Here is a 13,986-nt window from a genome sequence, read left to right as displayed (position 1 = left end):
GGGAGTAGTGGCCGTGTGGCGCGGCCCGCGGTCGTGTCATACCACTTGGGATGGCACGGCGTCGCTGAACCGAAGAGCAGGGATAAAGAGCGCGCGTGCATCCGCTTGAGGATGTCCCTCAATTAATTGAGGGGAGGACGTCACGCGTCGCTCCTTCGCATCTCACGACGATGACGCCTGAATGCTCCGGCGCTGATGTGATTTGAGTTCGCACGCAATCATTTAAATCAACCTAGTCAATGGGAGGAGTGTACAATGCGGGAGAACCGAACCTTGTTGCAATTGGTGGCGGTCACGTTGAGCTCGACGCTGATTGCCGCCGCATCATTCGCCATTCCACAATCTGGTGGGACCACGGTCACCATTCCCGAAGGGACCGAATTTGAAGTCGTCACCACCGAAGAGATCTCGAGCAAAGCGGCTGTCGAAGGCGATCCGTTGACTTTCAAGGTCGCTGAGGATGTCGTCGTAAACGGCCACGTCGTGATCCCCAAGGATACGATCGTCAAAGGCTCCGTCACCAGCGCGGAGAAGAGCGGCAGACTGGGCAAAGGCGGCAAGCTGAGCATCCGAGTCGAATCGACGACAACGGTTGACGGGCAAAAGCTGCGGCTTCGCGCTTCGCGCGGGAGAACCGGCGACGATAAAACCGGGACGACCGTCGCGCTCGCCGTCCTTTTCGGTCCATTAGGATTGCTGAAGAAAGGCAAAGACGCCAAGATCAAACCGGGAACGCGCATCAAAGTCTATACGGACGAAGAGAAGGTCGTGCGCGTCAGCGCGTAGCTTCACTAAACGATGCGCCTTTGACGACGACCAACCAGTCGAGCCTTTTTTACGAAGGCGGTAGAGACTCATCTTTCTAGAAGTCTCTACCGCCTTTTTTCAAGCGCCCGATCCGAATTCGCGCACCTTGACGGCATTGAGTTCGCCGACGATCTCTTTGAGGCGCGCCGCTAATGCTTCGATCTTCTCGATGCGCTCGCGGTATTTCGCCGGAATGTCCTCTGCGCGCAACAGCAGTTGTGCCTGACCGATGATGCCGGCAAGCGGGTTGTTGATGTTGTGCCGAACTTTAGCGACGATGCGATTGATTTCGGCGAGCTGCTCATCACGCTCCTTGATGAGTGCGCACAACCGCTCAATTTCAAGCTCGGCGCTCCGCGCTGAATCCGACATAGGTCTGCCCTCCAAAAAGACGGGCTTTGCATTCCATCGCAGATATGCAGTCAAGCAAGGCGAGGGTTATCGCATCGCTGCCGATGAATGCGGATCTGTCTTGTTGCCTGTCAGTGTCCTCCCGCTCTCAGGCAAGCGAGATCATCGGTGATGATACTCCTCTTTCATTCTCTGCGAAAGGATTCCAGTTCGCGTCTTCAAAGCGCATGGGTGAGGGTCTGAATCAGGGTCGCAGCGACTTGAGGACCTTACGAGCAGCGCCTTTCGGACGCTTCATGCGACGCAAGCTAGCGATTTCCCTACATGTCGCTTGCGAACGAAAGAGCAGGGGCGGCTCATCGCAAGGATGGAAGAGCGGATTTGACAACGGGCGAGGCGGCCCGTAAATTATATCTGCGGGTTGTTGGGAGGTCGTCTAATGGTAAGACTCCAGACTCTGGATCTGGCTATCTAGGTTCGAGTCCTAGCCTCCCAGCCAATATCTCATCCGATGGCGCTCCTGTTAAAGGGCGCCATTTTCGTTTGACTTTTCAGTGACTTTTCAGCGGTCGTCTTTCGCCGATCGCCTCATCGCAAAGACCGTAGCACGCGGCAAAGCGTCATCTGAACCCTTTGATCGCCGCGCCTATTCGCTCTCTTGCGACGAGTCAAGGGATCGCGCTCATCATGGCGAGGTCGCGCTCGCTGCGCGAAAACATAAGGAGTTGGGACTCGCTGCTTTCATTTCGAGGCCCAACTCCTGCTCTTTTACGGGAAACTGGTGGCCAGGGACGGAATCGAACCGCCGACACACGGATTTTCAGTCCGTTGCTCTACCAACTGAGCTACCTGGCCTTGAAGTTTTTAGAGTATAGCGACAAAACAGGTTGCGCGTCAAATATTGAGTTGGCACGGCTCGCCAGGCGGACCGCAGCGAGCGCCGACCGTCCCTACTTCGATCATCAAGGGCGGAAGCAGCTCCTTCATGCGCCAAAAGCATCGCGCGCCGCGATGGAAGAAGCGACACGAGAAACGTCCTTGAAGCTCAATGAAAGGGGGAAAACATGTTACGCTTGGTCCTTGCGCGAGCCGACCGCATCTGCCTTGGGAGTTCAACGAGAGCACGAGCCAGAGGCCGATCATTGCCTTTTCTTACCGTGGCAGGTATAAGCGGCGTCGAGCCGTTCAACCAGAGCTGCAAGCAAAGGGCTGATCGTCGGCGATCAAGATCGGTTTTCGATTTGAGCCTTCTCTTCTGGAGAAAGCTTGATAGGCGTCTTGCGCCGGTTCTCATCAACGGCGACGTAAACCACCTCGGCCTCGGTGACGCGCACGCGCTCGCCAAGTCCGGTCAAGCGTTCGGCCTCCACCGTCACGCGCACTGTGATCGAAGTCGTCCCGATGCGCACCGTCTCGGCGTAGAAGCTGACCAAGTCGCCCACGAAGACCGGATGGTGGAAGATGACTTCGCGCATTGCGACGGTGACGAACCGTTCCATGCGCGTTTGCCGATGGGCCTCGATCGCTCCGGCAATATCGATGTAACTCAAGATGATGCCGCCGAAGATCGTCCCTTGAGAGTTGGTGTCGCGCGGAAGCAGAGTGATTCTGATTGCCGGTTCGGAATTTTCCATCTTTATCGATCTCGGTCTCTTCATTCTTCCAAAGAGCGCGCGTCGCGAAGAGCTTCAGTGCGGCGCGCACACAACAGCTCCGAGCTTGGCGGGGAAACGCCTTTCGTGTCAAGCTCACGGGGGGAACGGCCAACCGCCTGTGCCCTGGAGTTCATCAAAGGGATGCGCTTTCTTCAAGTTAAACCGATGATGAGAACCAACTTCTCTCTAGCCGCGGCCCTTCTTCTGACGCTGCTGCCGAGCATCGCCTGGTCGCAACAGTCGGCCGCCCTGCGCTTCGACGTGACGAACTACCGTATTGAAGCGGAGCTCTCGCCGGCGACGCACCTGTTGCGTGCGCGGGGCGAAGTGACCTTCGTCCCGCAAGAGCCGACTCGTACCGTGACTTTCGAACTCAACGGCTCGCTCAAGGTCGAACGCGTCGAACTGGTCGGACAGCAAGCGCCCGTTGCGACGCCTCAACCGACGCCGCCCAGTGGGCGGCGCAGCGCAAGGACACGTCTTCCGGCAGCGGTAACGCCAACGCCCACCCAGTCGCTTAACTTCGTGCAAGACCCCGTGGGCGCTGAAACGATCGGACCGAACGTCCGCATCGATCTCGGCGCCGTTTTCCCGGCAGGACAGCCCGTGACGCTGCGTTTCGTTTGGAGCGGGCCGCTGATCACGCCGGAGGGCGGTCCCATCCCGACAAAGCGCTTAGCTTACGTCGGCTCCGAAGTGAGCTATTTGATGTACGCCGCGCGTTGGTTCCCGTTCCACGATTACGCTGCCGATCGCGCAACAGCTGAGATCACCGTCACGGTGCCGACCGGCTTTGAGGTCGCCGGTTCAGGCGACGAACCGCCGACGCGGCAGGTCGCCGATGGGGTCGTTCGTTACCGCTTCGTCCACCGCCAGCCCGCGCTCATCGGCAACATCGCTGCCGGACCATACCTCGTCCGCAACTTGCGCTACGGCAACTACGAGTTGCAGTTCTACGTCCAGCCGCAGAACGAATCGCGCATCGCCCCTTTCGCCGAAGAGATCGGTCGGGCGTTGCAATTCTACACAGAGCAATATGGGCAACCCAATTTCGGCGGGCGTTACGTAGTGGCGCAAACCGATGACGAGACGTTGGAGGCTTATAGCGGTCCTGGCATGCTCTTCCTCTCGTCGCGGTTCTTCGATTCGCCGCGTCAAGTCGCCGTCGAGCGACTTCAACGCGAGGTCGCTTACCAATGGTGGGGACATACGGTCGGATTGAAGTCATTCGATGATGCTTGGATCTCGCAAGGGCTGGCCGAATGGAGCGCCTTCGCGCTGCGCGAGAAGACGTTGACGGGCGCCGCCTTGGAAGCGGCGCAGCGTGACCTTCTCGAACGCGCGCTGCTCTTCGAACAATCGGCTTCTATCCTGCGTGCTCCTTCGACGCTCGACGATCAATCGGCAGCTTACCGCTCTGTGATCTTCTACAAGGGGGCGATGGTCTTCCGCATGCTGCGCGAAACGCTTGGCAAAGAACGCTTCGATCAGCTTCTGCGGACTTTCCTCGACCGGTACCGCGGGCGCAACGCTTCCATCGATGATTTCGAGAAGCTGGCCAGCGAGATCGCCGGGACGAACATGCGCTATTTCTTCGCTCGTTGGGTCGAGAGTACAGGCGTGCCGGAATTCTCCGCCGATTACCAGATTATCCGCACGCGCGCGGGGAAGTTCCGCACACGCGGAACTGTGCGCGAGAACTTTGACAACCTACGCCTGCCGGTTGAACTGCTGCTACGCTATGAAGGCGGTACCGAGACCAAAACCGTCTTCATCGAGGACAAAAGCGATGATTTCGATTTCGAGACGACCGGCCAACCGATCGAGGTCATCATCGATCCCAACAACAAGATCTTGCGCACGTCGGAGGAGCTGCGCATTGCCGTCGCAGCGCGGCGCGGCATCGAACTCTACCGCGAAGGGCAATACGCCGAAGCGCAGAACCAACTCGAGGAAGCGCTCAAACTCGATCGTTCAAACTCCTGGATCTATTACCACCTCGGCTTGATCTTTCTCGAACAACGCAACTACGATCGCGCTATCGAAAACTTCCGCGCAGCCCTTTCAGGCAACCTCAAACCGTCGTGGGTCGAAGTCTGGTCGCGCATCAAACTCGGCAACGCATACGATGCCAAAGGTGACCGAGATCGCGCCGTCAACGAATACAATCTCGCGCTCAAAACAGGCGACAACTACGACAACGCGCAAACGGTCGCCCGCCAGTATTTAGCTACGCCTTACGATCCGCGCGCCGCGCAGGCGCAACAAGGGCCGCGAGGTGGTTAAGCCCGTCCTTCGCGCGCGACGAAGGCGTAGGACTGCAAAACGAGGCGGCAGTTAGGTTTTATTGAAACGACGCCCTTTTTGAAGTCAGATCGGAGATTTTCGGGTTCGCAAAGAGCGCGCTTGCGTCAGTCGAGGCTGAAGGGAGTCTTCATTCGGAGGGGACGCCGACGATAGCGATGCGATGTCGGTCAGCGAGATCCAACATCTCCTCGCGGTCGAACATCAAGGTCTTTCCCGCCGTCAAACAAAGGCAAGTCGCGCCAGCTTCGATCATCGCCTCGATTGTGGCGCGTCCAACGACGGGCACGTCGAACCGCATGTCTTGGTGGGGCTTGGCCACCTTCACCACCGTCAAACGCCCATGCGCCAACGCGCCAGCCCGTTTGATCACAGCATCGGTCCCTTCCATGGCCTCGATGGCGACACAGGCGCGCGCGCGCACGACGATGGTTTGACCTAGATCCAAGCGCGCTATCTCGCGCGCGATCTCCAGACCGTACTCGATGTCCGCGCGCTCGCGTTCATCCGGTGCGCGTCGCGTCATGCTGCCCGCAGAAGCCAAGCGGTCGCGTATGAAGAGCGTCGAATCGACCAGTTCGATCCCTTCTCTTGCCAGTTCATCAGCTACCGCTCCGATGAGCGCATCCGTATTGCGGCGCGGCAAACGCAACAACAGTTTGATCATTTTCGCATCCGGGATGGCATTGCTGAAGATCTGTACGTGTTTGACTTGGCCGGCCATGATGGCGCGCGCGACGCCTTCGGACTTGAAGAAGCGGATCAATTTGCCGAGTTGACCGACGCTGACCCACATCAGCCGCCGGGCGACGCGCTCGATTTGCGGATCGGTCTCTTCGCGAATCGCCGCTACCGCCAGTTCAACGCCGGCGCGGCGCGCCCCCTCGATCACGAGAAACGGGAAGCGTCCGTTGCCAGCGATCAAACCGTACTGCACCGACCGGGGATCTGTCGCTTCGCCGCTCATCTGGCTTGAAAGTCGCTTCATGCGACGAATCGAACGTCGCTGTTGGCGGGTCGGCGCCGCGTTCGATCTGCCGCGATCAAACTCATTTCGTGATGCCTCTTTGCGAAGTCTCAATGAAACGGATCAACTCGTGCACCTCGGCGCAGGGTCCGGCATCGCGTCGCATGGCTTCGAGCGCTTGCGTCGTATTGAGCCGCGACGACAGCAGCAGGTGAAAAGCGTGACCGAGGGCGCGAATCGTCTCCAGCGGATAACCTCGGCGTTTCATCCCCGTCAAGTTCAGTCCGTAACAACGCGCCCGGTTGCCGACGGTTAAGGCAAACGGCAAGGCATCTTTAACCACCACCGAATAACCGCCGATGTAGGCTTCGCGTCCGACGCGACAGAATTGGTGCACGCCCGAATAGGCGCCGATGTTCGCACCATCTTCCACCACGACGTGCCCGGCGAGCGTTGCGCCGTTGGCCATGATCACGCCGCGCCCCAAACGGCAATCGTGGGCCACGTGCGCTTGCGCCATGAGCAAACAATCGTCGCCGATTTCGGTCACCATGCCGCCCCCTTCGGTGCCGCGATGAATGGTGACGAACTCGCGTATGCGCACGCGCTGCCCGATGCGCGTCTCCGACGGTTCGCCGCGATACTTCAGATCTTGCGAGGCCAAGCCGATGGAAGCGAACGGATAGACGTGCGTGCCGTCGCCGATGGTGGTTCGCCCGTCGAGGACGATGTGCGATTCCAGTCGCACGCCGTCGCCGAGTCGGACCTCGTCGCCGACGATGACGTAAGGGCCGATGAAACAAGCGCGTCCGATCTCCGCCCGCGGGCTGACGACCGCCGTTGGATGGATGAAAGTTGCCGCGCGCGCACGGCGCGAACGGCTCTGCGATGAACTGGTCGAAGCGCTCATGCGTTCAAAGCCGAATCACGATCGGCGACCACGCTCATGATCTCCGCTTCGGCGACGAGCTTGCCGTCGACCTTGGCCTCGCCGCGCATCCGCTGGACGCGCGAACCGACGCGCAACGCCGTCACTTCCAAGATGAGCGTATCACCCGGAAAGACCGGACGACGGAAGCGGGCGTTGTTGATGCCACTGAAGAGCACGAGCTTTTGGTCGCGATCTGCGATCTCGCGTAGGGCGAGAATGGCTCCAACCTGCGCCAACGCTTCGATGACGAGAACGCCTGGCATGACGGGCGCTCCCGGAAAATGGCCTTGAAAGAAAGGCTCGCCCATCGACACCTGCTTGATGCCGACGATGCGCTCGCGCGGGACTAACTCGACGATGCGATCGACCAGCAGGAACGGGTAGCGATGCGGCAAGAGCTCTTGAATGGCGCGCGCGTCGAGAACGGTCTCCATAACGGTGCGTCCGCGCGAAGAGGGGGGTTAGCGTGACGCCCCTCTTCGCGCTCAAACTCCGATCAACGTGATGGGGCAGTGGAAGCGGTGGCGGCTCGCCGGTTGTATTCGGCGATGAAATCTCTGGTGATGTCCATCGAGTTGTTGGTGACGAAGATAACGCCCGGCACTTTGCTCGCATCGATGATCATCGAGATGCCGCGCTGCTTGGCGTAGGCGTCAAGGAACTTGGCGATGTCGTCGTAGATCGGTGCGACCACCTCTTGCAAACGCTTGTTGTAAGCGATTTGCGCGTCCTCGCGCTTGCGTTCGATCTCGCGTTGGAGCTGCTCAGCCTGCTCGCGCTTCTGCTGTTGCGCGCGCGGATCTTGCACTGCGGCCGTCTTGTTCAGTTCGTCGATCAGTTGTTGGTAACGTTGCTGCAAAGTTTGCAACTCGGTGCGCCGCGGTTCAAACTCGCGATCAACGCCCTTGATGGCGCTCACCAGCCGTGCGATCCCCTGCTTTTCGTCGTCGAAGACCTCCGTATAGATGATCACGATCTTGCCTTCGGCGTTTCCTCCGCCGGAAGCTGCCGGAGCGGCCGGTCGCCCCGGTTGCGGTTGCTGCTGCGCCCAAGCGGGCACGATGGCTGTGGCCACGACGGCCGCCGCCAAGAAGATGATGCGTAGAACTTTCATGTCTCTCCTCTGTGATGCTCCTCAAAGAGTTTGGTTTCTCGATTGAATCTCTCGTTCTGGCGTTCCCCTAGAAAGTCCGCCCGATGCTGAAGCGGAAAGCGCGCCCCGGATAAAGAAGCGGAACGCCGTTCAATTCGCGCCGCGCGTTCGGGTTGAAAGCGTAGATCAAACGGAACGGAACGTTGACCACCGGGATCTGCACGCGCAGCTCTAATCCGACGCTCGACCGAAAGTCGCCGAAATTGGAGAAAGCGCTTTGCGATAAACGCACCACCGTGTTGGTCTGCGCTTCACCGCGCAAGAAGACGGCGCGCAGTCCTGGAGGCAAGCCCGTTTGCGGATCGGGTTGGCCAGCGTTTACGGCATCTTGAAACTCTTGTTTGGTGAGCAACCGCTCGTTGTTGGCGACAAAAGCCAATCCGCCAGCAGTCAACACGGTCGCTAGATTCGGGTTCCGCGTCGCGGCCAGCGAAGTCAACGAAACGCCCAGCGTTCCGGGCAGAAAAGGCGTATCGGCCAAAAAGTTGCTCGTGATGAATTGATCGCGCCCTTTGCGCAAGTTGAAAGCCGAACCGATATCGGCAAAGGCCGCTAGACTGACTGGCCCAAAGAGCGGGATGCGATATTCGAAGTTCCCCAAAAGCTGCGTGTCGGCTCCGACGTACTGAAAGCTACGCGCAACCAACGGCGAGTTCCCGCTCGGCCCCGTAAAGAGGCCGAGACTGGCGAATTGTTGCAACTCCGGAATGGGTTGTGGATTGCCCGTAGCGTTGGACGCCACCACGACGTTGCGCGAAGTCACGTAAGTGTCCAGCGGCGCAAGCGGGCTGATGGAACGCACGTTGTAGCCGCGAATGGTGAACTCATCGCCGAGGAAGAACCGCTCGTAGATCGGCACGCCATCGACGAAAGCGAGCGAGTTGGCGTTGCGCACGGCTGGCGTCACGGAGAAGCTGCCGATGTGCCCGGTCAAAATGCGGAAGGCGAAGACCTCTGGCTTCTGCCCGCGTCCTTTGCGTCGCACAGGGATGTATTGCGTGTAAGAGGCGAGCGGCTGGTAGGTGCGCACATCTCCGCCCAAGCCCGAAAAGCCGAGCGAAAAGGAGATCTGCTTACCGTTGGTCGGATCGACGCCGTTGCTGTTGGCGAAATCGCGCGTGTCGTAAACGAACGTCGGCGTGATGCGGCTCGCCACGATATCCGGTTGCGAGTAGAGCACTGGGATCGCCCGTCGCGGATCCTGTTGATTGACGGGCGGCTCTTTGATGCTGGTGCGCGAGATCGAGTACGACAAGCCGATGCGCGAAAAGGTCGTGAAGCGACGCTTCCGGTAGAACTCCGATAGCGGCGCGCTGACGAAAAGGCTTCCGCCCGTGGTATTTTGCGTAAAAAGGTTCTCTTCGCCCGTGTTGATGAAGTCGAAGATCGACCCGATCACGCCGCGCACGGCATCCGGATTCTGCGAAAAGATCGTCCCCTCGCCGAAGAACTTGAGCGAGTAGTTGAAAAGCGAGAAGCCAGCTGTGATCGGGCGATTGCGCACGTACGGTTCGGTGAAAGAGAAGAGGAAAGAGCGCTGCCGATTTCCAGCGGCCAACTGAAACGAGAGCGATTCGCCGCGCCCGAAAAGATTATTGGTCGAATACTCCAAGCCGAAGAACGAGCCGCCGATTCCGGACACGCCGCCGTTGAACGAAATCTGCTGTCGGCCACGCTCGTTCACCTTGACGTTGATATCAACATATCCCTCTTCTTCGTTGGTCCGCAGATCGGCATCTTTGTCCTTGTCGATCGGGTCGAAAAAGCCCAGTTGGTTGAGGCGGACGATGGAGTATTCGAAGAGCGACTGGTTGTAAACATCGCCCTCGTTGAGCAGGAACTCACGCCTGAGCACGTAATCGCGCGTGAAAGTGTTGCCCAAAAACTCCAACCGACGCAGCGTGAACTGCCGTCCTTCCGTGATCTTGATGGTGAAATCGGCGATGCCTTCGTTCGGATTCTGCGGGTTGTCGCGGAAAGAGGGTTCGAGTTCGGCTTCGTACTGCAAGAAACCTTGCGTCCCGTACACCCGCTTGAGATCTTCGTAGATCGCTTTGCCGATGCGCTCGCCATTGGCGATGTCGCCTTTGTTCAAGCCGATGACGTTTTGGATGTACTGCTCGGAAAGGATCGAGTTGCCCTCGATCTTGATGTCGCCGATGCGATAGATCTTGCCTTCGACCACGGGGATGGTGACGCGCAGCGCATCATCGGTCGAAGAAAGAAGCGGCAAAGGGATGAAGAAGCCCGTTGTCCGGCGTCCGATGCCCTCGACGCGCGGTTCTCCGGTGCGGGCTTGCAAGTACCCTTTCGACCGCATGTAGAGTTCAACGCGCCGCCGGTCCTCATCCAGTTTGCGCGTATCGAGAATGTCTTGGCCGCGAAAGCGCGAGATAAGGCCGCTCTGTTTGACGTACTTCATTTGCGACCGCAATTCGCCGTCTTTGAAGACCCGGTTGCCGACGAAGTCTATCTCGACGACGCGCACGCGCTCGCCTTGATTGACGACGAAGGTGACAGCGGTGGAAGTGGCCGAAACCTCTTCGGTCTTGACCTCGACGGTGGCGTTCGGATAACCGCGCGCCGCCAGCAACTCCTTGATGATCCGCGTGGCGTTGCGCACCTTGACCGGATCGTAGATCGACTCCTTGGAGACACCGACGCGCGCTTCGCGGAAAGCCTTGAGCACGTCAGCCTCGGTGATGGCCTTCAAACCCTCGAACTGTAGATCGCGGATGATGGGCAACTCTTTGACTTCGAAGATCACCTCGACGCCGCCGCGCGGCCCATCTTGCACAAGGACGCGCGAGGCCGTTTTATCGAACCAACCGAGCGCCATGATGGCTTGAAAATCGCGCTGCACCTGCTGCTCGTTGTACGGGTCGCCCGGTCGCGTCTGCACGTAGTAGCGGATGGCATCTTCGCTGATGCGCCGATTGCCTTGCACGTCAACCGCTTCGACGAGCCGCTGCTGTTGCTGAGGCGCCGAGGCCATTTCGACCGTCGGAGCCCAGAACACGCCGCCGATGACGGCCAATGCGACGAGGCGAGCCAACCAAGCTATGCGCAAAATTTGCATGGGTTTTCCTCTGACCGTGTTTCCTCCAGCTCCGAAGAGCGGAAAGGCTTTTCGATTCCCCCCGGACTCCTTCGCGCGTTCGGCGTCGGGGAAACGAAGCGCACACGGGAAGCTTCGCCGTTTGATTCCGACGGACAGGTCCGCCGTTGCCAGACAACTTCCGGCAAAGCGGCGCATTATACCGAGAAATAGCCTGCAAAAGCAAAAACGCCCGTTCCTTGGTCCCTCCCTCCCGCGCGAGCGCGTTCTGGGTCCCGACCGGGGCGTCTTCAAGCTTTAAAGGCAAGCGGCGATGCTGCTCAGCGAATCAGCAAGGCATCGCCCGGCTCTTCGACTTCTGCCGGACGGTAGCTCAAGCTGTCGCCTTCGACATAGACTTCGACCATGTTGGTCCCGCTCAGCGCCCCTTGAATAATCGCTTCGCTGATCGGATCTTCGACGTACTTTTGCAGCGCGCGGCGCAAGGGGCGCGCACCATAGGATCGGTCGGAACAGGTCTTGGCGACGATCCAGCGCTTGGCTTCGTCCGTCAGGCGCACTTCGAGTCCGCGCCGCGCGAGCGTCTTGTTCAATTGGCCGACCTGTAAACCGACGATCTCCAACAGTTCTTCGTCGTTGAGCGGATCGAAGATGATGATCTCGTCCAAACGATTGATGAACTCAGGATTGAAAGTCTGGCGCACGGCCGACATCACCATCTCTTCCATCTTCTCGCGCGTCGCATCGGCTGAAGCTTGAAAACCGAGCGTTCCGCGCTTTTGGATGAAACGCGCGCCGATGTTCGACGTCATGATGATGATCGTGTTCTTGAAATCGACCGTGTTGCCGAGCGAATCGGTCAAAATGCCGTCCTCGAAGACCTGCAACAGGATGTTGAATAGGTCCGGGTGGGCTTTTTCGATCTCGTCGAAGAGGACGACCGAATAAGGCGAGCGTTTAATTCGCTCGGTCAATTGCCCTCCCTCTTCGTGTCCGACGTAGCCGGGCGGGCTGCCGATCAGCTTGGAGACGGCGTGCTTCTCCATGAACTCGGACATATCGAAGCGGATCATGGCTCGCTCGGAGCCGAACAGGAACTCAGCCAGCGATCGCGCAACTTCGGTCTTGCCGACGCCCGTCGGTCCTAGGAAGAGGAACGATCCGACGGGACGGTTTGGATTCTTCAGTCCAGCGCGCGAACGGCGTATCGCGCGCGCCAACGCCGAAATGGCCGACCGTTGTGCCACGACGCGCCGATGCAATTCCTCTTCGATGCGCAGAAGCTTCTGCGACTCTTCCTCTTTGAGCGACGTGATAGGGATGCCAGTCCAGCGCGCGATCACCTCTTCGACGTCGTCTTTGGTCACCTCGACTGGAAGCAGCATATCGTCTTCAGCGGTGAAGCGGGCGCCGAAATCAGCGAAGAAGCTCGGTCCATCGTAGAGCGAGCCAGCCCTCTCGCGCCGCGCGCGAAGTTTGACGCGCGCTCCGGCTTCGTCGATGACGTCAATGGCCTTGTCTGGCAGAAAACGGTCCGGGATGTAACGGTTCGATTGATAGACGGCGGCCTCCAACGCCTCGTGCGTGTAACGCACCTCGTGAAAAGCTTCGTACCGCTCGCGCAGCCCTTCAAGGATGCGAATGGCCTCTTCTTCGGTCGGAGGCGGAACCTTGACGGCTTGAAAGCGCCGTTCGAGCGAACGATCGCGCTCGATCGACTTACGAAACTCGGCTGGCGTGGTCGCGCCGATGCACTGGATCTCGCCGCGCGAGAGCGCTGGCTTCAAGATATTGGCGGCATCGAGCGAACCTTCGGCGCTGCCTGCCCCGACAAGCGTGTGAAGTTCGTCGATGAAGACGATGTACTGCGGGTTCTCGATCAGTTCCCGCATGATCTGTTTGAGCCGCTCTTCAAACTGACCGCGATACTTCGTACCGGCGACGATCAGCGAAAGGTCGAGCGACAGAATGCGTTTGTTCTCCAGAAAAGGCGGGATCTCGCCGCGCACGATCCGTTGTGCCAACCCTTCGACGATGGCCGTCTTGCCGACGCCCGGTTCGCCGATTAGAACCGGATTGTTCTTCGTCCGGCGGCAAAGGATCTGCACGACACGCTCGATTTCGGCTTCGCGCCCGACCAGCGGATCAAGCCGGTCATTCATCGCGTCTTCGGTCAAGTCGCGCGAAAATTCGGCCAGATGCGGCGTGTCTTTCTTTTGTGCGGCGCGCGGGTCTGAACCGTGCGAACGCGCCAGTTCTTCGCGCACAGCGCTGACGCGCAACCCGCGTTCGTGAAGGATTTCGGCGGCAAGCGAACGTTCGTCGCGCAGCAGGCCCAAGAGCAGGTGCTCCGTTCCGATGTGCTTGTGGCCGAGCCGTTCGGACTCTTCGTGCGCGTAGATCAGTACGCGCTTGGTATCGGGCGCTAGCGGTAGTTCGACGCTGGTCGAGATCTTCTCGCGCATCATCGTTCGCGCTTCGATGTCGCGACGGATCGCCTCGACCGACATCTGCGTGCGCGCCAGAAAACGCTGCGTCAACCCTTTGTCCTCGCGCAACAGTCCGAGCAACAGGTGTTCCGGTTCAATGGCCGGGGCGCCGAACTGCGCCGCTTCGTACCGTGCAAAGAAAATGACTCGTCGCGCCTTTTCCGTATAGCGTTCAAACATGAAACCTACCGCCCAGAATCAAAACGTTTCGCTTCTCCTATGACCGCGGTTCGCCTCATCGCGTCCCTTTTTGCTCGGAGATTATAACTCA

General features: G+C 59.2%; 10 protein-coding genes and 2 tRNA genes. 3 read left to right on the top strand and 9 right to left on the bottom strand.

The genetic code is table 11. The features are described 5' to 3' along the window. Nucleotides 1–255 precede the first annotated feature (255 nt). The gene (locus C4334_RS10315) at nt 256–786 is read left to right on the top strand and encodes a TraB/TrbI/VirB10 family type IV secretion system protein (RefSeq protein WP_352432005.1); all 531 of its coding nucleotides are present in this window, start codon (nt 256–258) and stop codon (nt 784–786) included. Between the two features lie 99 nt (nt 787–885). Here the strand turns inward: C4334_RS10315 and C4334_RS10310 are convergent, their stop codons facing one another. Then, nucleotides 886–1,179 (bottom strand): histidine kinase dimerization/phospho-acceptor domain-containing protein, encoded by a 294-nt coding sequence (locus tag C4334_RS10310; protein WP_352432004.1) that lies wholly within the window; start codon nt 1,177–1,179, stop codon nt 886–888. Between the two features lie 404 nt (nt 1,180–1,583). Between C4334_RS10310 and C4334_RS10305 the strand changes: the two genes are divergently transcribed. After that, nucleotides 1,584–1,657 (top strand) — tRNA-Gln (locus tag C4334_RS10305). Between the two features lie 280 nt (nt 1,658–1,937). Here the strand turns inward: C4334_RS10305 and C4334_RS10300 are convergent. Both C4334_RS10300 and C4334_RS10295 read right to left on the bottom strand, forming a co-directional pair. Continuing rightward, nucleotides 1,938–2,013 (bottom strand) — tRNA-Phe (locus C4334_RS10300). A 368-nt stretch (nt 2,014–2,381) separates the two neighbouring features. Then, complete coding sequence (locus tag C4334_RS10295; RefSeq protein ID WP_352432003.1) at nt 2,382–2,792, bottom strand: acyl-CoA thioesterase; 411 nt, start codon at nt 2,790–2,792, stop codon at nt 2,382–2,384. Nucleotides 2,793–2,978: 186 nt separating this feature from the next. Here C4334_RS10295 and C4334_RS10290 point away from each other — a divergent pair, with 186 nt between their 5' ends. Further along, nucleotides 2,979–5,099, top strand: coding sequence for a M1 family aminopeptidase (locus C4334_RS10290; protein ID WP_352432002.1), 2,121 nt, complete (start codon nt 2,979–2,981; stop codon nt 5,097–5,099). A gap of 148 nt (nt 5,100–5,247) precedes the next feature. Here the strand turns inward: C4334_RS10290 and C4334_RS10285 are convergent, their stop codons facing one another. From C4334_RS10285 to C4334_RS10260, 6 genes are all read right to left on the bottom strand, one after another. Next, entirely contained in the window at nt 5,248–6,084 is an 837-nt protein-coding gene (locus tag C4334_RS10285; RefSeq protein WP_352432001.1) for an LpxI family protein, read from the bottom strand. A gap of 82 nt (nt 6,085–6,166) precedes the next feature. Continuing rightward, nucleotides 6,167–6,994, bottom strand: a complete 828-nt coding sequence (gene lpxA / locus C4334_RS10280) for an acyl-ACP--UDP-N-acetylglucosamine O-acyltransferase (RefSeq protein ID WP_352432000.1) — start codon at nt 6,992–6,994, stop codon at nt 6,167–6,169. Then, nucleotides 6,991–7,449, bottom strand: coding sequence for a 3-hydroxyacyl-ACP dehydratase FabZ (gene fabZ / locus C4334_RS10275; RefSeq protein ID WP_352431999.1), 459 nt, complete (start codon nt 7,447–7,449; stop codon nt 6,991–6,993). The genes lpxA and fabZ overlap by 4 nt, the downstream gene beginning before the upstream one ends. 62 nt (nt 7,450–7,511) lie before the next feature. Next, a complete protein-coding gene (locus C4334_RS10270; protein ID WP_352431998.1) occupies nt 7,512–8,129 on the bottom strand; it encodes an OmpH/Skp family outer membrane protein in 618 nt (205 codons plus the stop codon). A 67-nt stretch (nt 8,130–8,196) separates the two neighbouring features. Further along, nucleotides 8,197–11,247 (bottom strand): outer membrane protein assembly factor BamA, encoded by a 3,051-nt coding sequence (gene bamA / locus C4334_RS10265; protein WP_352431997.1) that lies wholly within the window; start codon nt 11,245–11,247, stop codon nt 8,197–8,199. A gap of 299 nt (nt 11,248–11,546) precedes the next feature. After that, nucleotides 11,547–13,895 (bottom strand): ATP-dependent Clp protease ATP-binding subunit, encoded by a 2,349-nt coding sequence (locus C4334_RS10260; RefSeq protein WP_352431996.1) that lies wholly within the window; start codon nt 13,893–13,895, stop codon nt 11,547–11,549. Nucleotides 13,896–13,986 lie beyond the last annotated feature (91 nt).

The organism is Pyrinomonas sp. (assembly GCF_040289685.1).
Lineage (GTDB): Bacteria > Acidobacteriota > Blastocatellia > Pyrinomonadales > Pyrinomonadaceae > Pyrinomonas.
The sequence above is the reverse complement of the archived record's forward strand: the minus strand, read 5'-3'. Positions and strand labels throughout refer to the sequence as shown.

Bases quoted from the DNA above. Each gene is read 5' to 3' on its own strand.
- C4334_RS10260 (WP_352431996.1), bottom strand. From the start codon at position 13,895: ATGTTTGAACGCTATACGGAAAAGGCGCGACGAGTCATTTTCTTTGCA.
- bamA (WP_352431997.1), bottom strand. From the start codon at position 11,247: ATGCAAATTTTGCGCATAGCTTGGTTGGCTCGCCTCGTCGCATTGGCC.
- fabZ (WP_352431999.1), bottom strand. From the start codon at position 7,449: ATGGAGACCGTTCTCGACGCGCGCGCCATTCAAGAGCTCTTGCCGCAT.
- lpxA (WP_352432000.1), bottom strand. From the start codon at position 6,994: ATGAGCGCTTCGACCAGTTCATCGCAGAGCCGTTCGCGCCGTGCGCGC.
- C4334_RS10270 (WP_352431998.1), bottom strand. From the start codon at position 8,129: ATGAAAGTTCTACGCATCATCTTCTTGGCGGCGGCCGTCGTGGCCACA.
- C4334_RS10290 (WP_352432002.1), top strand. From the start codon at position 2,979: ATGATGAGAACCAACTTCTCTCTAGCCGCGGCCCTTCTTCTGACGCTG.
- C4334_RS10285 (WP_352432001.1), bottom strand. From the start codon at position 6,084: ATGAGCGGCGAAGCGACAGATCCCCGGTCGGTGCAGTACGGTTTGATC.
- C4334_RS10315 (WP_352432005.1), top strand. From the start codon at position 256: ATGCGGGAGAACCGAACCTTGTTGCAATTGGTGGCGGTCACGTTGAGC.
- C4334_RS10295 (WP_352432003.1), bottom strand. From the start codon at position 2,792: ATGGAAAATTCCGAACCGGCAATCAGAATCACTCTGCTTCCGCGCGAC.
- C4334_RS10310 (WP_352432004.1), bottom strand. From the start codon at position 1,179: ATGTCGGATTCAGCGCGGAGCGCCGAGCTTGAAATTGAGCGGTTGTGC.